Source organism: Kosakonia sp. HypNH10, assembly GCF_029850615.1.
Classification (GTDB): domain Bacteria; phylum Pseudomonadota; class Gammaproteobacteria; order Enterobacterales; family Enterobacteriaceae; genus Kosakonia; species Kosakonia cowanii.
On sequence record NZ_JAOTIU010000005.1, the window covers coordinates 57,086 to 76,439 of the forward strand.

Annotated in this window: 21 protein-coding genes and 1 other annotated feature; of the genes, 16 read left to right on the forward strand and 5 right to left on the reverse strand. The window is 57.7% G+C overall.

The annotated features are described in order from the left end of the window. Positions 1 to 4: 4 nt before the first annotated feature. The 6 genes from dgoR to N7V53_RS15520 all read left to right on the forward strand — a co-directional run bounded on the left by dgoR (position 5) and on the right by N7V53_RS15520 (position 6,106). Positions 5 to 694, forward strand: coding sequence for a D-galactonate utilization transcriptional regulator DgoR (dgoR, locus tag N7V53_RS15495; protein ID WP_042715123.1), 690 nt, complete (start codon positions 5 to 7; stop codon positions 692 to 694). Next, entirely contained in the window at positions 691 to 1,569 is an 879-nt protein-coding gene (locus tag N7V53_RS15500) for a 2-dehydro-3-deoxygalactonokinase (RefSeq protein ID WP_279793910.1), read from the forward strand. Before dgoR ends, N7V53_RS15500 begins: the two co-directional genes overlap by 4 nt. Beyond that, positions 1,553 to 2,170: a 2-dehydro-3-deoxy-6-phosphogalactonate aldolase gene (locus N7V53_RS15505; protein WP_279793911.1), complete on the forward strand. Its 618-nt coding sequence runs from the start codon at positions 1,553 to 1,555 to the stop codon at positions 2,168 to 2,170. The genes N7V53_RS15500 and N7V53_RS15505 overlap by 17 nt, the downstream gene beginning before the upstream one ends. Then, positions 2,167 to 3,315: a galactonate dehydratase gene (gene dgoD / locus N7V53_RS15510; protein ID WP_054803538.1), complete on the forward strand. Its 1,149-nt coding sequence runs from the start codon at positions 2,167 to 2,169 to the stop codon at positions 3,313 to 3,315. The genes N7V53_RS15505 and dgoD overlap by 4 nt, the downstream gene beginning before the upstream one ends. A 175-nt stretch (positions 3,316 to 3,490) precedes the next feature. After that, on the forward strand, positions 3,491 to 4,828 hold the full coding sequence (locus N7V53_RS15515; RefSeq protein ID WP_124966930.1) for an MFS transporter: 1,338 nt from the start codon (positions 3,491 to 3,493) through the stop codon (positions 4,826 to 4,828). A gap of 51 nt (positions 4,829 to 4,879) precedes the next feature. Then, positions 4,880 to 6,106 carry a DUF3748 domain-containing protein gene (locus tag N7V53_RS15520; protein ID WP_279793912.1) on the forward strand — a complete coding sequence of 409 codons (1,227 nt, stop codon included), beginning with the start codon at positions 4,880 to 4,882 and terminating at the stop codon, positions 6,104 to 6,106. A 1-nt stretch (position 6,107) separates the two neighbouring features. Here the strand turns inward: N7V53_RS15520 and N7V53_RS15525 are convergent, their stop codons facing one another. Beyond that, a complete protein-coding gene (locus tag N7V53_RS15525; protein WP_124966932.1) occupies positions 6,108 to 6,437 on the reverse strand; it encodes a YceK/YidQ family lipoprotein in 330 nt (109 codons plus the stop codon). 248 nt (positions 6,438 to 6,685) lie between these two features. Further along, positions 6,686 to 6,757: a sequence feature (ROSE (Repression Of Heat Shock gene Expression) occurs in the 5'-region of heat shock genes and acts as an RNA thermometer to modulate expression.), on the forward strand. Here N7V53_RS15525 and ibpA point away from each other — a divergent pair. The 4 genes from ibpA (at position 6,751) to N7V53_RS15545 (ending at position 9,408) form a co-directional block, all read left to right on the forward strand. Beyond that, entirely contained in the window at positions 6,751 to 7,164 is a 414-nt protein-coding gene (ibpA, locus tag N7V53_RS15530) for a small heat shock chaperone IbpA (protein WP_042715112.1), read from the forward strand. Its footprint overlaps the feature before it by 7 nt. A 108-nt stretch (positions 7,165 to 7,272) precedes the next feature. Continuing rightward, positions 7,273 to 7,704, forward strand: coding sequence for a small heat shock chaperone IbpB (gene ibpB / locus N7V53_RS15535; protein ID WP_042715111.1), 432 nt, complete (start codon positions 7,273 to 7,275; stop codon positions 7,702 to 7,704). Between the two features lie 103 nt (positions 7,705 to 7,807). After that, positions 7,808 to 8,941, forward strand: a complete 1,134-nt coding sequence (locus tag N7V53_RS15540) for an AAA family ATPase (protein ID WP_279793913.1) — start codon at positions 7,808 to 7,810, stop codon at positions 8,939 to 8,941. Further along, positions 8,941 to 9,408: a PIN domain-containing protein gene (locus N7V53_RS15545; RefSeq protein ID WP_279793914.1), complete on the forward strand. Its 468-nt coding sequence runs from the start codon at positions 8,941 to 8,943 to the stop codon at positions 9,406 to 9,408. The genes N7V53_RS15540 and N7V53_RS15545 overlap by 1 nt, the downstream gene beginning before the upstream one ends. Positions 9,409 to 9,516: 108 nt before the next feature. On the opposite strand, the gene oxlT is transcribed toward N7V53_RS15545, so the two are convergent. After that, complete coding sequence (gene oxlT, locus N7V53_RS15550; protein WP_279793915.1) at positions 9,517 to 10,782, reverse strand: oxalate/formate MFS antiporter; 1,266 nt, start codon at positions 10,780 to 10,782, stop codon at positions 9,517 to 9,519. A gap of 276 nt (positions 10,783 to 11,058) precedes the next feature. On the opposite strand from oxlT, the gene N7V53_RS15555 reads away from it, so the two are divergent. The 4 genes from N7V53_RS15555 to N7V53_RS15570 all read left to right on the forward strand — a co-directional run bounded on the left by N7V53_RS15555 (position 11,059) and on the right by N7V53_RS15570 (position 14,633). Further along, the gene (locus N7V53_RS15555) at positions 11,059 to 12,729 is read left to right on the forward strand and encodes a putative transporter (RefSeq protein WP_279793916.1); all 1,671 of its coding nucleotides are present in this window, start codon (positions 11,059 to 11,061) and stop codon (positions 12,727 to 12,729) included. 33 nt (positions 12,730 to 12,762) lie between these two features. Further along, positions 12,763 to 13,110 carry a DUF202 domain-containing protein gene (locus N7V53_RS15560; protein ID WP_042715102.1) on the forward strand — a complete coding sequence of 116 codons (348 nt, stop codon included), beginning with the start codon at positions 12,763 to 12,765 and terminating at the stop codon, positions 13,108 to 13,110. After that, positions 13,100 to 13,450, forward strand: a complete 351-nt coding sequence (locus tag N7V53_RS15565; protein ID WP_054803545.1) for a DUF202 domain-containing protein — start codon at positions 13,100 to 13,102, stop codon at positions 13,448 to 13,450. Before N7V53_RS15560 ends, N7V53_RS15565 begins: the two co-directional genes overlap by 11 nt. Before the next feature lie 94 nt (positions 13,451 to 13,544). Beyond that, entirely contained in the window at positions 13,545 to 14,633 is a 1,089-nt protein-coding gene (locus tag N7V53_RS15570; protein WP_279793917.1) for a cellulase family glycosylhydrolase, read from the forward strand. On the opposite strand, the gene emrD is transcribed toward N7V53_RS15570, so the two are convergent. The 3 genes from emrD to tisB form a co-directional block, all read right to left on the reverse strand. After that, on the reverse strand, positions 14,536 to 15,720 hold the full coding sequence (gene emrD / locus N7V53_RS15575) for a multidrug efflux MFS transporter EmrD (RefSeq protein WP_124966937.1): 1,185 nt from the start codon (positions 15,718 to 15,720) through the stop codon (positions 14,536 to 14,538). The genes N7V53_RS15570 and emrD overlap by 98 nt on opposite strands. 177 nt (positions 15,721 to 15,897) lie before the next feature. Further along, on the reverse strand, positions 15,898 to 16,731 hold the full coding sequence (locus tag N7V53_RS15580; RefSeq protein WP_279794094.1) for a DMT family transporter: 834 nt from the start codon (positions 16,729 to 16,731) through the stop codon (positions 15,898 to 15,900). A 119-nt stretch (positions 16,732 to 16,850) separates the two neighbouring features. Continuing rightward, positions 16,851 to 16,946 (reverse strand): type I toxin-antitoxin system toxin TisB, encoded by a 96-nt coding sequence (gene tisB / locus N7V53_RS22355; RefSeq protein WP_076769296.1) that lies wholly within the window; start codon positions 16,944 to 16,946, stop codon positions 16,851 to 16,853. Positions 16,947 to 17,461: 515 nt separating this feature from the next. On the opposite strand from tisB, the gene ivbL reads away from it, so the two are divergent. Both ivbL and ilvB read left to right on the forward strand, forming a co-directional pair. Then, positions 17,462 to 17,560: an ilvB operon leader peptide IvbL gene (ivbL, locus tag N7V53_RS15585; protein ID WP_124966939.1), complete on the forward strand. Its 99-nt coding sequence runs from the start codon at positions 17,462 to 17,464 to the stop codon at positions 17,558 to 17,560. Between the two features lie 105 nt (positions 17,561 to 17,665). Then, positions 17,666 to 19,354, forward strand: a complete 1,689-nt coding sequence (gene ilvB, locus N7V53_RS15590) for an acetolactate synthase large subunit (protein ID WP_279793918.1) — start codon at positions 17,666 to 17,668, stop codon at positions 19,352 to 19,354.

Below are 19,354 nucleotides of genomic sequence, written 5' to 3' on the forward strand. Positions count from 1 at the left end.
CGTTATGACCATGAATAAAACCGACCGCATTATCGTCTCGCTGGGCCGCCAGATTATCAGCGGCAAATATGTCCCCGGCTCGGCGTTACCCGCCGAAGCTGAGCTGTGCGAAGAGTTTGAAACTTCGCGCAACATCATCCGCGAGGTCTACCGCGCGCTGATGGCAAAGCGGCTGATTGAAATGAAGCGTTATCGCGGCGCGTTTGTCGCCCCGCGTAACCAGTGGAACTACCTCGACACCGAGGTGCTGCAATGGGTGCTGGAGCACGACTACGACCCGCGCTTAATCAGCGCGATGAGTGAAGTGCGAAACCTGGTGGAACCGGCCATCGCTCGCTGGGCGGCGGAGCGCGCCACCTCCAGCGACCTGGCAAATATTGAGTCGGCGCTCAACGACATGATCGCCAACAACCAGGACCGGGACGCCTTTAACGAGGCCGATATCCGCTACCACGAAGCGGTGTTGCAATCGGTGCACAACCCGGTGCTGCAACAGTTGAGTGTGGCAATCAGCTCACTGCAACGGGCGGTATTTGAACGAACCTGGATGGGGGATGAGGCAAACATGCCGAAAACCCTGCAGGAACATAAGGCGCTGTTCGATGCGATCCGGCATCAGGACAGCACAGCGGCAGAGCAGGCGGCGCTCACCATGATCGCCAGCTCAACACGAAGGTTGAAGGAAATTACATGACAGCTCGCTACATCGCAATCGACTGGGGGTCCACCAACTTACGCGCCTGGCATTTTCAGGATGGCGTTTGCCTGGAGAGCAGGCAGTCTGAAGCGGGTGTAACCCGGCTTAATGGCCGATCCCCCGAAGCGGTGTTAGCAGAAGTAACCGAGGGCTGGAGCAGCGAGACCACGCCGGTGGTAATGGCGGGCATGGTCGGCAGCAATGCGGGGTGGAAAATCGCCCCCTATCTGCCGTGTCCGACAACGCTTGATGGCATTGGCGAGCGCCTGACCCAGGTAAAAGAGCGTGTCTGGATCATCCCCGGCCTGTGCGTCTCCAGCGATGACAATCACAATGTGATGCGCGGCGAAGAGACCCAGTTGCTCGGCGCCAGCGAGCTTGCCCCCGCCTCGTTGTATGTGATGCCCGGCACCCACTGCAAATGGGTCGAGGCCGATAACCATCAGATCCGTGATTTTCGCACCGTAATGACCGGTGAACTGCATCATCTCCTGCTGCGCCACTCGCTGGTGGGCGCAGGGTTGCCGGAGCAAACCGCCAGTGATGATGCCTTCGACGCAGGCCTGACGCGCGGCCTCGCGTCCCCTGAGATCCTGCCGCAGCTTTTTGAAGTTCGTGCCGCCCATGTGCTGGGCACCCTTGCGCGCGAACAGGTGAGCGAATTCCTTTCGGGCCTGTTAATCGGCGGTGAAGTGGCGACCATGAACGCCCGCTTCGCCGGTTCGCAGGCAATCACGCTGGTCGCCAGCCCATCCCTCTCCGCCCGCTATCAGCGCGCGTTTCGCGCCATCGGGCGGGCGGTAAACACGCTGGATGGTGACTCGGCATTTCAGGCAGGTATCAGGAGGATTGTCCATGCAGTGGCAAACTAAGCTTCCGCTGATCGCCATTTTACGTGGCATCACCCCGGATGAGGCGCGCGAGCACGTCGCCGCCATTCTCGACGCAGGTTTCGACTCTGTCGAGATCCCGCTCAACTCCCCCGATTGGGAGACCAGCATTGGCGATATCGCAGCGAACTTCGGCGATCGCGCGCTGATCGGTGGCGGTACGGTGTTGAAACCGGAGCAGGTCGATCGGCTGGCGGAGATGGGCTGCAAACTGATTGTGACGCCAAATACGCAGCCGGAGGTGATCCGCCGCGCGGTCAGCCACGGCATGACCGTCTGCCCGGGCTGCGCCACCGCCAGCGAAGCCTTTAACGCGCTTGAGGCTGGCGCGCAGGCGCTGAAAATTTTCCCCTCCTCCGCCTTTGGCCCGGATTACATCAAAGCGCTGAAAGCGGTTCTGCCCGCGGACGTACCGGTATTTGCCGTTGGCGGCGTGACGCCGGAAAACCTGCACCTGTGGCTACAGGCAGGCTGCGTTGGCGCCGGGCTGGGCAGCGATCTCTATCGCGCCGGTCAGCCGGTAAGCCGCACCATCGAGCAGGCGAAAGCATTTGTTAACGCGTATCAAGAGGCTGTGCAATGAAGATAACCAAACTGACGACTTACCGCTTACCGCCGCGCTGGATGTTCTTAAAAATCGAAACCGATGAAGGCGTGGTCGGCTGGGGTGAGCCGGTGATCGAGGGGCGTGCGCGCACCGTTGAAGCGGCGGTGCATGAGCTGGGCGACTACCTGATTGGCCAGGATCCTTCTCGTATCAACGACTTGTGGCAGGTGATGTACCGCGCAGGTTTCTATCGTGGCGGCCCGATCCTGATGAGCGCCATCGCCGGGATTGACCAGGCGCTGTGGGATATCAAAGGCAAAGTGCTCAACGCGCCGGTGTGGCAGCTGATGGGCGGCCTGGTGCGCGACAAAATCAAGGCCTACAGCTGGGTCGGCGGCGACCGCCCGGCAGAAGTGATTGATGGCATCAAAACCCTGCGCACCATCGGCTTCGACACCTTTAAATTAAACGGCTGCGAAGAGTTAGGCATTATCGATGATTCGCGTAAAGTCGATGCGGCGGTCAATACCGTGGCGCAGATCCGCGAAGCGTTTGGCAACGAGATTGAGTTTGGCCTCGATTTCCACGGTCGCGTCAGCGCGCCGATGGCGAAAGTGCTGATTAAAGAGCTGGAGCCCTATCGCCCGCTGTTTATTGAAGAGCCGGTGCTGGCCGAGCAGGCGGAGTATTACCCACGGCTTGCCGCGCAAACCCATATTCCGATTGCCGCCGGTGAACGTATGTTCTCGCGCTTTGAATTTAAACGCGTGCTGGAAGCGGGCGGCATTGCGATTTTGCAGCCGGATCTCTCCCACGCGGGCGGCATCACCGAGTGCTACAAAATTGCCGGTATGGCGGAAGCGTACGACGTGGCGCTGGCTCCGCACTGCCCACTCGGCCCGGTGGCGCTCGCAGCCTGTCTGCATGTCGACTTCGTCTCGCACAATGCGGTGTTCCAGGAGCAGAGCATGGGCATTCATTACAACAAAGGCGCTGAGCTGCTCGACTTCGTGAAGAACAAAGAGGACTTCAACATGGAAGGCGGCTTCTTTAAGCCGTTGATGAAACCGGGCCTTGGCGTAGAGATCGACGAAGAGAAAGTGATTGAGCTAAGCAAAAATGCGCCGGACTGGCGTAATCCGGTATGGCGGCATGCGGACGGTACCGTCGCCGAGTGGTAATGCTCGTCATATTTTGCGCCGCCGGTGCGTTGGCTGCGTTTTCTCACCCCCATCACTTACTTCAGTAAGCTCTGGGGGATTCGAAAACTTGCCGCCTTCCTGCGACACAAACTATTTAGCGCATTCAGAACATCAAAAATAATTTTTTTCCTACACCCTCTGTATTTAACAGGGCATGGTGAGCGGCTTCGCCATGCCCAAAACCCGGAGACAGACAGTTATGGATATTTCTGTAACGACTGCAAAAACAGGGCGTCGCCGCTATTTGACGCTGCTGATGATCTTTATCACGGTGGTCATTTGTTATGTCGACCGCGCCAACCTGGCCGTGGCCTCTGCCCATATTCAGGAGGAGTTCGGTATTACAAAAGCGGAGATGGGCTACGTCTTTTCCGCCTTCGCCTGGCTCTATACCCTCTGCCAGATCCCGGGCGGCTGGTTCCTTGACCGCGTCGGTTCGCGTCTCACCTACTTCATCGCCATCTTTGGCTGGTCGGTTGCCACGCTGTTTCAGGGTTTCGCCAGCGGCCTGCTGTCGCTGATTGGCCTGCGTGCGATTACCGGCATTTTCGAAGCACCCGCTTTCCCGACCAACAACCGCATGGTGACCAGCTGGTTCCCGGAGCAGGAGCGCGCTTCGGCGGTCGGTTTTTACACCTCCGGGCAGTTTGTCGGGCTGGCTTTTCTCACCCCGCTGCTGATCTGGATCCAGGAGCTGCTGAGCTGGCACTGGGTGTTTATCGTCACCGGCGGCATCGGCATTATCTGGTCGCTGATCTGGATTAAGGTCTACCAGCCGCCGCGCCTGACCAAAAACATCAGCCAGGCGGAGCTGGAGTACATCAAAGCGGGCGGTGGCCTGATTGATGGCGATGCGCCGGTGAAAAAAGAGGCGCGCCAGCCGCTGACCAAAGCGGAGTGGAAACTGGTGTTCCACCGCAAGCTGATTGGCGTCTATCTCGGCCAGTTCGCCGTCACCTCAACGCTGTGGTTCTTTCTCACCTGGTTCCCGAACTATCTGACGCAGGAGAAGGGCATCACCGCGCTGAAAGCCGGGTTTATGACCACCGTACCGTTCCTGGCCGCCTTCTTTGGCGTGCTGCTCTCCGGCTGGGTCGCCGATACGCTGGTGAAAAAGGGCTATTCGCTGGGCATCGCGCGTAAAACGCCGATTATCTGCGGCCTGCTTATCTCCACCTGCATCATGGGCGCGAACTATACCAACGATCCCGTGTGGATTATGACGCTGATGGCGCTGGCCTTCTTCGGCAACGGCTTTGCCTCGATTACCTGGTCGCTGGTGTCGTCACTCGCACCGATGCGGCTGATTGGCCTGACCGGTGGGGTGTTTAACTTTGTCGGCGGGCTGGGAGGCATTACCGTGCCGCTGGTGATTGGCTACCTGGCGCAGGATTACGGTTTTGGCCCGGCGCTGGTCTATATCTCCGCCGTGGCGCTGATTGGCGCGCTCTCCTACATTTTGCTGGTTGGCGATGTGAAGCGAGTAGGCTAACGCCGCGCAATCTTATACCCTGAGGCCTGTTTATGGCTTCAGGGTACTTTCATGAAACAGCTCACCTTCGCCCCGCGCAATCATCAACTGACCAATATCAACACCTGGACGGCGGATAGCCAGTGGCTGGTGTTCGATGTGCGCCCCTCCGGCGCCTCCTTTACCGGCAAAACCATCGAACGCGTCAACGTTCACTCCGGCGACGTCGAGGTGATCTATACCGCAACGGATGGCGCGCATGTCGGCGTGGTGACCGTTCACCCTGAAGCGCAGAAATATGTGTTTATTCACGGCCCGGAAAACCCGGATGAGACATGGCAGTACGATTTCCACCATCGGCGCGGCGTAATAACCGGGCAGGGCCGCACAACCAATCTTGATGCGCTGGATATCACCTCGCCCTACACGCCCGGCGCGCTGCGCGGCGGCTCGCACGTGCATGTCTTTAGCCCGAACGGGCAGAACATTAGCTTTACCTATAACGATCACGTAATGCATGAGCGCGACCCGGCGCTGGATCTGCGCAACGTTGGCGTCGCGGTGCCGTTTGGCCCGGTAACGCCGCCCTGCACCCATCCGCGTGAGTATGGCGGCAGCCACTGGTGCGTGCTGGTGAGCCGCACGACGCCGACGCCTGCGCCCGGTAGCGATGAGATCAACCGTGCTTATGAAGAGGGGTGGGTTGGCAATCAGCGGCTGGCGTTTATTGGCGATACGCTCTCCGCCAGCGGCGAAAAAGTGCCGGAGCTGTTTATTGTCGATCTTCCTGCTGATGAGCAGGGCTGGAAAACTGCGGGCGATGCGCCACTTGCTGGCACAGATCAGACGCTGCCCGCGCCGCCAAAAGGCGTGCAGCAGCAGCGCCTCACCTTCACCCATCAACGGCGCTATCCGGGGCTGGTTACAACGCCGCGCCACTGGGTGCGCAGCAACCCGCAGGCGAGCGAGATTGCCTTTTTGATGCGTGACGACAACGGCGTTGTGCAGTTCTGGTTAATCAGCCCGAATGGCGGCGAGCCGCGGCAGTTAACCCACAGCGAGACGGGGATACAGTCGGCGTTTAACTGGCACCCTTCTGGCGAGGCGCTGGGGTTTGTGCTGGATAACCGCATTGCGCTGTGCGACGCGCTAAGCGGAGAGATAACCTTTTTGACGGCCGATCACGCCAACCCCCCTTCCGGGGATGCGGTGGCCTTCTCACCGGACGGTAAGCAGATAGCCTGGATGGAAGAGGTCAACGGTTTCCGCCAGCTCTGGATGACGCAGACCGGTTACTAAATCAGTGCACCGGCATCGGCGCGGGCGGGATAAGGGAGTTAATCGCCTCGTTTTCCCGCTCGCTCTTTTCGACTCTCGATTTCACCGAGTTATCTCTGCGAAAGAGATCCCAGGGAATCAACAGCGTGTCGAGAAGGGCGGTAAAGGGCATATCCAGCGCCACCAGCGATTTCATGCCGATACCGGTATCGTCATCGGAAATCATCGACGAACTCGCTTTTGTGCCGGGATAAAGCCCCTCTTTGCCGCCCGTATGCGACATCACGCTGGAACAGCCCGAGACCATCACTCCGCAAACCAGTGCAGAAACTATCAAACGCGTTTTCATCATCGATTAATCATCGTTGTTTTATTGTCTGAATGCTGTCACGGCGTTTATAGCCCTACGCCTGCGAAAACAACAGCATTCGCGCTCCGCTCTGTGGCGGCATTCGCACTTTAACCCTTTGTGCGGTCCCCCCCAGTCTATGCCCTGACAGAGAAAGTGCAAAAAAAGTCAAAAATTTGCCCTTGAAAAAATTCGCGACAGCCACATTTTATCACTGTAGCCGCAGAACACGCCGCAAGGGTGTTGGGCTATATGGCATGAAGATCGGTCCATTATGGAAGGTCTTACACACTCGCTGATTTCAGGAGCTTTAACTATGCGTAATTTTGATCTCTCCCCGCTTTATCGTTCAGCTATCGGTTTTGACCGCCTGTTTAACCTGCTGGAAAACAACCCGAACCAGAGCAATAACGGTTACCCTCCGTACAACGTTGAGTTAGTGGATGAAAACCACTACCGCATTGCTATCGCCGTGGCCGGTTTCGCTGAAAGCGAACTGGATATTACCGCCCAGGACAACCTGCTGGTGGTGAAAGGCTCCCACGCCGCTGAACAGAAAGAGCGCTCCTATCTCTACCAGGGCATCGCCGAGCGTAACTTCGAGCGTAAATTCCAGCTGGCAGAAAATATTCAAATCAAAGGCGCCAACCTGGTGAACGGCCTGCTCTATATCGAACTGGAGCGCGTCATCCCGGAAGAGAAAAAACCGCGCCGTATCGAAATTAACTAATTACGTCGGGTCGCTCGCGCGGCCCACACCCGAGATGCTCGCCGACAGGGGGCATATGTGAGCCGAAAGCTCGCAGGTATTCACTCGCTTCTTTGAAGGAGAAACACAATGCGTAACTACGATTTATCCCCGCTTCTGCGTCAGTGGATTGGCTTCGACAAACTGGCAAACGCTCTGCAAACCACCAATGTCGATCAGCAAGCGTTCCCGCCCTACAACATCGAAAAGAGCGACGACAACCACTACCGCATTACCCTTGCGCTGGCCGGCTTCCGCCAGCAAGAGCTGGATATTCAGCTGGAAAATGGTCGGCTGACCATTAAAGGCACGCCGGAAAAACCGGCTAACGAACCGAAATGGCTCCATCAGGGTCTGGTGATCCAGCCCTTTACCCTGAGCTTTACGCTGGCCGATTTTATGGAGGTCTCCGGCGCAACGTTTGTCAACGGTCTGCTGCATATCGATCTGCTGCGTAATGTGCCTGAAAGCGCCGAACCGCAGCGCATTGCCATCAGCTCGCGCCCGGCGTTGAATAGCTAAAACCGCGCATAAAACCGCAAAGCCCTGCTTTCTGAGCAGGGCTTTTTTGTTTCTTTTGCAGGCTGGTATACACTGGAGCCATTGCGGCATTCAGGAGATGGCTATGCTTGGCGAAAAGCTTGAGATTGAAGGACTTATCGGCGTTGGGCGCGCGCAGCTAAGGCTTGAGCCTAACCAGCGGATTTATACCTTTATCGGCCCCAACGGCGTCGGTAAAACCAAAATGCTGGAAGCGCTGTTCCAGTTTATGTTTTTTAATAATGAGCTGGTGAAAAAAAATCTTGAGGGTTTTGATCAGATCTTCTTTAAATTCAAATCTGTTGCTACAAACCGCCCCGAACCTTTCACCGTGCAGCGTGAAAAAGAGGAATCTCCTATATGGATGACCGCAAAGAGCTATTTTCCTTCAGTGGTTTCTAACACGCTCCCGATAGTTTTTCTCGGTGCCCAGGCGCGCGGAAAAATAGAGACTCAAACGAGCGTCACGAATACTTCGCTGGGCAATCTTGAGAACCGCAGAAAGTATTACTTCCAGACGCTGACCAGGCAGATGGAAGCGGATTTCGGCTCCATGAATATGTCAGCCAGTATTCAGGAGTGGTTTATTTCTATTGCACGCTCTTCGAACCGCTGGCAGAAGAGTGAAGACAACCGCGAAGTTGAGATTTCGACGGTGCTTGGTCTGCTACATGAAATCGATCAACGCATCGACCCGCACTTCCTGGAAATTAGCGGCGACGATCGGGTGAGCCTGAAAGTTGACGGGCAGGTGAGAGAAATCAGCCAGCTCAGCTCCGGTTTTACCTCCATCCTCAAACTGATTCAGGCGATTGTTTCCGGTTACGGCTATTTCACCAATGAAAGCAATATTCAGAAGGTGAAAGGCGTTGTCTTTATCGATGAAATAGAGAGCCACCTGCACCTCTCCTGGCAGGCGAATATCGTGCCGTTGCTCAAGAAGCTGTTTCCTAATACGACGTTTTACATCACCACGCACTCCTCTGTTGTTCTCGCGCAGCTTAAAGAGGGTGAAGCGTATAACCTCTATCGCGACGGTGATGGCATTGTGAAGACGAAAAAAATCGCCGCGCCGAACAAAGCCGCGCTGGCCGATATCCTGAAAGATGTATTCAGCGTTGATCTAAACCAGATGAAGCTTGAGAACAGCAGCGCCGACGAGCAGCAGGATGCGAAAGCGAACTTATTACGCTTGCTCAACCAGCAGGAGAAAGAGTAATGACACGGAAAATTTTGCTGGATACCAACCTTCTGATTGCGGCATTTGATAAAAGCGGCAGAACCTCCGCAGAGATGAAAGCCTCCGCAAGAGCGATGCTGGCTGAATTACTGGCTGACGATGAAGTGGCGCTGTTTATTACGCCGTTGATTCGCTATGAAGTATTGCGCGGCGTTAGCTGGTTAAATAAAGCGGAATTTGATGAACTTCAGGCCACCCTGAACGATTTTCCCGAGCTGGATATTACGCGCGATATCTCTGAACTGTCGGCCAATCTGTTCCGTTTCGATAGCTGGCAGGCGGCGCAACCCGGTGCCGCAGCGCGTAACCTGGAGAAACGAAAGTTTGACGTTTTTCATTTCAGTAGCGCGCACTGCAACACCCTTGAGCTCTGCTCCAACGATTCCGATATCGGGCGCATCCGCCAGTTACATCAATCCTATGATTTAGCAGCCAGTAACCTCTGACAAAGCCAATGCCTGATGGCGCTTCGCTTATCAGGCCTGCGGCAAGATACCATCTAAGGCATCGCCGTCACCAGGCACATAAGGCTCCGCATGCGGAGCCTTTTTTATTCAGGCATGCACGCTCTGCAAAAAGCGCTGGCGCCAGGGCTTCAGCACAAAGAGGGCGAGCAGCGCGCAGAGAATATCCAGCGTGATCGCGCAGCCAAACACCAGGTTCCAGCTGCCGGTCTGCTGGTAGAGCAGCGCCGCCAGCGGGCCGCCGAAGATCGAGCCAATTCCCTGCGAGATATAGAGCCAGCCATAATTTGAGGTGGCATGCTGCGTACCGAAGGTATCAGTGAGGGTTGCCGGAAAGAGCGAGAAGATTTCGCCCCAGCCGAAAAAGACCACCCCGGAGAGCAACACAAACAGCAGCGGATCGTCTTTGCACAACAGCCACAGCGCCATCGCGCACCCTTCCAGACCGAAGGCGACAAACATCATGTTTTCTCGCCCAATGCGATCCGAGATATAGCCACACACCGGGCGCGTTAAGCCATTCATAAACCGGTCGATGGTCATCGCCAGCGGCAGCGCCGCCATGCCAAGCACCGTGACGGCGGTAATACCGAAATCGTCGGCGAAAATCGCCATCTGCGAGGTGACCATCAGCCCGGAGGTGGACATCATGGTCATCATGACAAACATCAGCCAGAAGAGCGGTTTGCGCAGCATCTCTTTTGGCGCGAAGCTCTTCTCGCTCATTTTCAGCGGGCTGCCGACCGGCTGCGCGCTGGCATGCTGCGGCGCGCGTAACCCCTGGCTGGCAATAAAACCGATAGCGGCCATCAGCAGGCCGAACTGCCACAGCGTGCTCTCCAGCCCTTTGGCGGCCAGCGACTGCGTCACCGGAAAGGTGGTAAGGATCGCGCCCATACCGTAGCCTGCCGCCACCATCCCTGTGGCAAACCCACGTTTTTCGGGGAACCAGCGCACCATCAACCCAACCACGCCGATATAGACAATGCCGGTGCCGAGGCCGCCAATCACGCCGTAACAGAGATAGAGCCCCGTCAGGCTGCTAATGTTCGCCGTCAGCATCCAGCTTGCGCCGCTCAGCACGGTCCCAATGGCAATCAACCGGCGCGGACCAAACTTATCAATCAGCTTGCCCTGGAAGGGGGAAAAGAAGGTTTGCAGAATAATCAGCAGTGAGAAGGTGAGCTGGATCTCCGCCAGCGGAACGCCCAGCTTGGCCATAAACGGCTTTGCCAGCAGCGCCCAGACATATTGCGGGCTGGAGATGGAGATCATGCACAGTAAGCCCAGCGCCAGTTGCACCCATTTCTTCGACGGGCTCGCCACTACCACGCTGGTTAAGGTTGTATTTGTCATTCTGCCACCCCTGTTGTTAACAAAAGTGGAGTTGTGCATTAACCATGCCATAACCTGCCAGCGCACGAATCATCAGGAGATGGTTAGCAGGCGCAGGGTTTCACCTGCGGGTAAACGCCTCAGCTATGCGTTAATTGAGAGCAGCATCACATTATATGGTGCGCGGTTCGCCACATTAGAGGGCGCGAAAAGCCCTGCACTTTGTGCGCCATCGCCCATAAAACGGCCCTCTTCTCTGCGAGAATTAGCCTAATCATCATGGAAAAGGATTGGATCATGAGTGAGATAGCGTTAATGGTTAGCATGTTGGCGCTGGTGGCAGTAGTTGGGCTGTGGATCGGCAACATCAAAATACGCGGCATCGGCTTTGGCATTGGCGGCGTGCTGTTTGGCGGGATTATTGTCGGCCACATCGCCGATCGGCTGGGGATTACCTTAAGCGGGCCGATGCTGCTGTTCGTGCAGGAGTTCGGCCTGATCCTCTTCGTCTATACCATTGGCATCCAGGTCGGGCCGGGGTTCTTTGCCTCGCTGCGCGTCTCGGGGCTGCGCCTCAACCTCTTCGCCATATTGATTGTGCTGCTGGGCGGCCTGGTCACGGCGATCCTGCATAAACTCTTCGCCATTCCGCTGCCGGTGGTGCTCGGTATCTTCTCCGGCGCGGTGACCAATACGCCCGCCCTGGGTGCCGGGCAGCAGATCCTGCGCGATTTGGGCCTGCCCGTCGAACAGCTGGATGTGATGGGCACCAGCTATGCGATGGCCTACCCGTTCGGTATCTGCGGCATTTTGCTGAGCATGTGGCTGCTGCGGGTGCTGTTTCGCGTCAATGTGGATGAGGAGGCCCGCAAGCACGACGCCACCCTCAATAGCGGCGTCTCGCATATTCGCACCATCAATGTTCGGGTGGAAAACAGCAACCTCAACAATATGGCGATTCAGGATGTGCCGCTACTCAACAGCGACAAAATCATCTGTTCACGGCTGAAACGGGACGAGCTGCTGATGGTGCCCTCGCCCACCACGGTACTTCAGGCGGGCGATCTGCTGCACCTGGTCGGCCTGCCGCGCGATCTGCATAACGCCCAGGTGGTGATTGGCAAAGAGGTGGAGACCTCCCTCTCAACGCGCGGCACCGATCTGCGCGTTGAGCGGGTGGTGGTGACCAACGAAAAAGTGCTGGGGAAAAAGATCCGCGACCTGCAACTGAAAGAGCGCTACGACGTGGTGATTTCACGCCTCAATCGCGCCGGGGTGGAGCTGGTGGCCAGCTCCGACGCCAGCCTGCAGTTTGGCGATATCCTCAATCTGGTTGGCCGACCGACGGCAATTGAGGCCGTAGCCAGCGAAGTGGGCAACGCGCAGCAAAAATTACAGCAGGTGCAGATGCTGCCGGTGTTTATCGGTATCGGTCTCGGTGTGCTGCTCGGCTCGGTGCCGCTGTTTATTCCCGGCTTTCCGGTGGCTCTAAAGCTTGGTCTGGCGGGCGGGCCGCTGATTATGGCGCTGATCCTCGGGCGCATCGGCACCATCGGCAAGCTCTACTGGTTTATGCCGCCGAGCGCCAACCTGGCGCTGCGTGAGCTTGGCATTGTGCTGTTTCTGGCCGTTGTCGGCTTGAAGTCCGGCGGTGATTTCTTTGCCACGCTCACCCACGGCGAAGGCGTGACGTGGATGTGTTACGGCATCTTTATTACCGCCATTCCGCTGCTGACCGTCGGCGTGCTGGCTCGGATGCTCGGCAACATGAACTACTTAACCCTCTGCGGTATGCTGGCCGGGTCGATGACCGATCCACCGGCGCTGGCCTTCGCCAATAACCTGCATGCCACCAGCGGCGCGGCGGCGCTCTCCTATGCGACGGTCTATCCGCTGGTGATGTTTTTGCGCATTATTACCCCTCAACTCCTGGCGGTGCTATTTTGGGGGCTGGGCCAGGCGTTTTAGCCTGGCGAACGGCCTGCTTTATAAGGAGTGTTGATGAAAATCTCCCGCGTCGGCGAAGCGCCCGATTACCGCTTTTCGCTGGCCAACGAGCGCACCTTTCTTGCCTGGATCCGCACCGCGCTGGGCTTTCTCGCCGCGGGCGTTGGCCTCGATCAGCTGGCACCGCAGTTTGCCACGCCGCTGATCCGCGAAACGCTGGCGCTGCTGCTCTGCCTCTTCGCCGGCGCGCTGGCGCTGTATGGCTATCTGCGCTGGCTGCGTAATGAGAAAGCGATGCGCTTAAAAGAGGATCTGCCCTACACCCGCACGCTACTGCTTATTAGCGTGGCGCTGGCGGCGGTCGCCGCAGTGGTGATGGTGCTGGTGTTCTATGCCGGATAGCCGTAAAGCGCGCCGCGCTGTCGACCCTGGTTTGCAGCCGGAGCGCACCTCGCTCGCCTGGCTGCGCACGCTGTTCGGCTATGGCGCGCTGATGGCGCTGGCGGTAAAGCATAACTGGCAGCAATCGGGCACGCCGTTCTGGATCTCCCTCGCGCTGCTGGCGCTGGTGGCGGGTATTCTCTGGCGTTATACCCATCTGCGGCAGCGAATGGATGTGAACGTCGGTGACTTCGCGCTGCCCGGCAGCGTGCGTGACAAGCTGCTTATTGCCCTTGGCGTCTTCTCTCTCGCCCTGCTGTTCGCCGTTACCCATATTCGCCAGTTATGGCTTCTGCTCTGAGTGCGGGAAAAATTTATTACGCTTTGCCGCTACGCGTGCTGAGCAAAAGCATGCTAAATACATGTAATCACCCCCGATTTTCGCAAGGTCAACCGTGTTAAAGCCACTGATTGCTGTTGTTATGTTGCTGGCGGCAACCGCTGTGTATGCCGCCGATACGCCGCTGACGGCGGCGCGTTACGCGCAGCAGTTGGGCGTCGGCATGGACGTTGACTGGGCGCGCACCGAGCGCGGCATTCGCGAATTTGACCCATTGGTGGTGCGTGATTTTTACAACGCCGGTATTCGCCATGTTCGTATTCGCGTGGCGGATAATATGACCGAAGCGCGGCTGATCCACCTGCGTAAGCTGGTCGAAGCCTGCGAAGCCTATGGCGTAACGCCGATCATCGCTTATCAGGCCGATGGTTTTAAAGCCGATCCCAACGCAAAAACCGAAGCGCAGCTGGTGGCCTGGTGGACGACGGTCGGGCAATTTTTTGGCACCGATCACCCGACGCTCGGTTTTGATGTGATTTATGAACCCGCCGACAAACTGAACCGCGATCTGCCCGCGTTAAATCGCACTTATGACAATGTGGTGCGCACCCTGCATCAGATTGATGCCCAGCGTATGATCTTCATCGCCCCGCGATTGCGCGCCGCGCCTGAGGATCTTGCCTCGCTGCGGCTGCCTGCGCACAGCCAGAACTACCTGCTGGCGGAGTGGCATATCTTTCCGTGGGGGCCGCTGAAAACTAGCGGCAAATATCCGTGGACTTCCGGCACAGCGGCGGAAAAAGCGGCGATCCGCGCCCGTATCGCTGCGGCGCTGCGCTGGCAGCAAAAAACCGGTCACGCCAGTTGGGTTGGTGGCTGGGCGGTGGGAGAGTCGATAAAAAACGCGCCGACCGCCTCGCAGATGGCTTTCGCCCGCTTTATGGCCTGTGAGTTGAATCGGGCGAAAATCCCTTACGCAATTAATGCCGATACGCAATTTTATGATGGGGAAGAGGGCGCATGGCGGCCCGCGCCCGCGCCGCTGCTAAAAGAGATGATTACGCCAACCTGTGAAAAGCCCGACCAGAAGCCGGGCCATCATGAGGTTAAACCGCCTGTTCGTGGTGGCCAGGGCGCGACGCCAGCGGCAGCCAGCACAACACAATCAGCAGCCCGGCCAGCGTCATCAGCATCCCAAGGCTAAACTGGCTGTTTTGCGGCAGCTGCGCAGAGAGCCACGCCAGCCCGCCGGAGCCCATATTTTGCAGGCCGCCAATCAGCGCGCCCGCCGTACCGGCTAAGAAGGGGAATGGCTCCATTGCGCCGCTGGTCGCCAGCGGGAAGAGCATCCCGGCACCGAAGAAGAAGAGCGCGGCGGGCACCACTAAGGTCCAGATAGTCATCACGCCAAGGATACCGGGGATCCACATCAGGATGCCGGCCAGCAGGCAGCTTAACGACGCCTGCCACATCAGCGTAGTGAATCGCTTATTCTGCCGTCCGGCAAACCACGCGCCGAAAAACGCCGCCGGAATAGGCAGGATAAACAGCACGCTCACCATCATACTGTTCAGCCCCAGTACGCCGCCCATCAATACCCCGGAGCAGGCCTCAAACACCGCAATGCCCGCCAGGCCGCCAATCAGCATCAGCAGATAACAGCTAAACGCGCCGTTACCGAGCAGGGTTTTATAGCTGGTGATAAGCCGCGAGCGTGGCGCATCTACCGGGCGCGTTTCCGGCATCCAGCGCGCCATGCTGTAAGTGACAATCAGGCACAGCACCAGCAAGAAGATGAAGCAGGCGCGCCAGTTCACCAGCGTATTGAGCACGCCGCCAATCAGCGGTGCCAGCAGCGGGCTGACCAGAATCCCCATATTTAACAAACTATTGGCATGACGAAGTTCGCTGCCCGCATAGAGATCGCGCGGCAGGGTGCGCGCCATTACGCCGCCGACGCCGGTGCCGACGCCCTGCAGGGCGCTGGCGAGGATCAGCACCAGTAAGCTGTTGGTGGTGATAGCGATAAGCGTCGCCAGCATAAAAATGGACATGCCCGCGAGGATCACCGGGCGGCGTCCCACTCTGTCCGCCAGTGGGCCGTAAAAGAGTTGCGAGATGCCATAGGTCAGCAAGTAGGCTGCCATCACGCTCTGCACTGCCCCTTTACTCACCGCCAGATCGTGCGCCATATCGGCCATCGCCGGAATATAGATGGTTTGCGCCATCTGGCCGACCGCGACCAGAAGCACCAGCATCAATAACAAATTGACGTTTCTCTGCCTTTTCATATCGATGATTACTTTTTAAAAGTGAAGAATTATAGAATATATGGCTGCAATGCAGCCCAGGTTGCGGAGGAATCTACCACAAGGCGCGAGATGAGCCACCAGGGGGCTCAGTAATTGGCAGAGGTTGCCAGGCAGGATTTCTAAACAATTATCGGCAACTTTTGTTGCCAGAATGATCTACGAGAGGCGCAGCAGGATCGCCCCAGCGGCAATACCGCAGGCGGCAACAACGCGCACGCCCGCCACGTGCTCTTTGAGCACAAAGCAGGCTAACAGCGCGCCAAAGAGTATCGAGGTTTCACGCAGCGCAGCCACCACCGCCAGCGGCGCTTGCGTCATCGCCCATAGCGCCAGGCCGTAGGAGCCGAGCGTACCGATGCCGCCCGGCAGCCCTGATTTCCAGTTAGCAACCAGATAACGGGAAACCGCGTGGCGGCGCGCCACCATCGCCCACAGCAGCAGGCAGAAACCGTTGAGGAAAAAGGTCCAGAGGGTGTACCCGAGCGCCGTGCCGGAGAGACGCACACCTGTCCCGTCGACCAGCGTATAGCTGGCGATAAAACAGGCGTTGAGCAGCGCCAGCCAGATCCCCATGCGCGACTGGCTGCGCCCGTTAAAGGCCATGCCGAGAATCGACAGGCAGATCACCGCAATCCCGCCCCACGCCAGCGCGCTTAGCGCATCACCGAGAAACAGCACGCTGACTAACGCCACCAGCAGCGGCGCGGTGCCGCGCATCAGCGGGTAGGTCTGGCTCATCTCTGAGACCTGGTAGGTTTTGGCGACCAGCACGGTATAAACCACTTGCAGAGCACAGGAGAGTGCGAGATAGGGCGCGCTGGCAAGCGTTGGCTGGGGAGAGAAAGGAAGCAATACTAACGCGATAAGCGCGGCGAACCCGCTCACGGCAATGGCGGCGTAAAGCTTGTCGCTGCCCGCTTTGACGATAGCGTTCCAGCTGGCGTGGAGCAGCGCGGCGAAGAGCAGAATGCAGAAAACCGAAAGCGTCATGGCGACCTGCGCACGGGAAATGTCACCAAAATGTAACATGACCGGCGCAAGGCGCGCCAGAACGCGAATGTGAAAGAGGGGCGGTTGCCCGCCCCCCTTTGGTGCGACTTGAACCTGAGTTAACGAACAAACTTCAGGACTGCTTCAAGTAGTTGCAACAAGGCAACAATGAGTTTCAGGATCAGGATAACCATCTCCGTCTGGCCCATACGCATCTCCTCAGGTAAAGGAGCACCGGCTGACTTACCTTTCCGCTGCCTGTTATCAGCCGTGTTGTTGGCGTAACGCAGTGTGCTCTCAAGGGGTTAAGGCGCTGACGGCACCACCCGTTTCAGCCAGGACTTAGCGCGCCGTAGTTGCGGCCCCCACACAGATGCGCAACATCAGTATATGCGAGTACTGTATTTATATACAGTAATTATTGGTTGTTTTTGCGCCATTGAACCATACTTAATGCGGATGATTATGTGTAAAAATTGCGCAGCCAGATGATATAGCGTATAGTTCCGCTGTTGACGTAACGCAGTGTGCTTGCGGTCACCAGCCGCAAAAAGCTGCAAAAAAAACCTCGCTCCGGCGGGGTTTTTTGTTTTCATTTCGGCAATAAGAAATGTGATCAATGGCCCACTTTACTGCCGGTGCGTAAAAAGCAGTTGTCGGCGAATGATTCCTGTGTTTGTATAAATCTCGTTAATGACATAAAAATTGTTCACACAACAACAGGTCCCCCATGAACGCTGCCACTAAACCGATGAACCTACTAAAAACCGCGCACAACGCCGCGGTGGTCGTCGTGCGTGTGGTGGTGGTCGTCGGCAATGCGCCGTAGGGTCCGGAACAACACACGATTCCAAAACCCCGCCGGCGCAAACCGGGCGGGGTTTCTTGTTTTATCCCTCCCGGAAAGTCGGCCCAGAATAAGAAGGACTGGAGCATGGCAAGTTCGGAAAGCACTCCTCAATCCACGCGCTACACCGGCGCGCAGCTGATTGTTCATTTACTGGAACGACAGGGCATCACCACCGTTACCGGCATTCCGGGTGGCACCGTGCTGCCGCTCTACGATGCCCTGAGCCAGAGTACGCAGATTCGCCACGTGCTGGCCCGCCACGAACAGGGTGCCGGTTTTATCGCTCAGGGAATGGCGCGCACGCAGGGAAAACCGGCGGTCTGTCTCGCCTGTAGCGGGCCGGGGGCAACCAACCTGGTCACCGCCATTGCCGACGCGCGCCTCGACTCCATCCCGCTGGTCTGCATTACCGGCCAGGTGCCCGCTTCAATGATCGGCACCGACGCGTTTCAGGAAGTGGACACTTACGGCATCTCTATCCCCATCACTAAACACAACTATCTGGTCCGCGACATTGCCGAACTGCCGCAGGTTATCAGCGATGCGTTTCGCATTGCGCAGTCCGGCCGTCCAGGCCCGGTGTGGATAGATATTCCTAAAGATGTGCAGACTGCGGAGATCACCTTAAGCGAGCTGCCAGAACCGGGCGTTAAAGCACCGGCTCCGGCATGGAATGCGCATGACGTTCGTGCCGCAGCGGAGATGATCAATGCCGCGCAGCGCCCGGTGCTCTACTTGGGCGGCGGAGTGATCAATGCGCCGCAGCAAATTCGCCTGCTGGCGGAGAAAGCCAGCCTGCCGACTACCATGACGCTGATGGCGCTCGGCATGCTGCCGAAGCACCACCCGCTCTCCCTCGGCATGCTCGGTATGCACGGTGCGCGCAGCACTAACTTTATTCTGCAAGAGGCGGATCTGCTGATTGTGCTGGGCGCGCGTTTTGATGACCGGGCGATTGGCAAGACCGAGCAGTTCTGCCCGAATGCGAAGATTATTCATGTCGATATCGACCGCGCCGAGCTGGGGAAAGTGAAGCAGGCGCATGTCGCCATTCAGGGCGATGTCGGCGAAGTATTGAATGTATTGATCCCGCAGATTGAGGCGAGCGCCCGCCACGCCTGGCGCAACACCGTCGAGCAGCTGCAAGCGGAGTTTCCCTCCTCCATCGCGCAGAACAGCGATCCCTTAAGCCACTATGGGCTGATTAACGCGGTGGCGGCCTGCGTCGATGATGAGGCGATTATCACTACCGACGTTGGGCAGCATCAGATGTGGACGGCGCAGGCCTATCCGTTCAATCGTCCGCGCCAGTGGCTCACCTCCGGCGGCCTCGGCACCATGGGCTTTGGCCTGCCGACGGCCATCGGCGCGGCGCTGGCGAATCCAGAACGGAAGGTGATCTGCTTCTCCGGCGACGGCAGCCTGATGATGAATATTCAGGAGATGGCGACGGCGGCGGAAAACAATCTCGATGTCAAAATCATCCTGATGAATAACGAGGCGCTGGGGCTGGTGCATCAGCAGCAGAGCCTGTTCTACAAATCCGGCGTCTTTTCCGCGACCTATCCGGGCATGGTTAACTTTGTGCAGATTGCCGCCGGGTTTGGCCTGCACACCTGCGATTTAAACGCTGCCGCCGATCCGCAGGCCGCGTTGCAGGAGATTATTGATCGCCCAGGACCTGCGCTGGTGCATGTGCGCATCGATCCGCAACAGAAAGTCTATCCGATGGTGCCGCCGGGCGCGGCGAATACAGAAATGGTGGGGGAATAA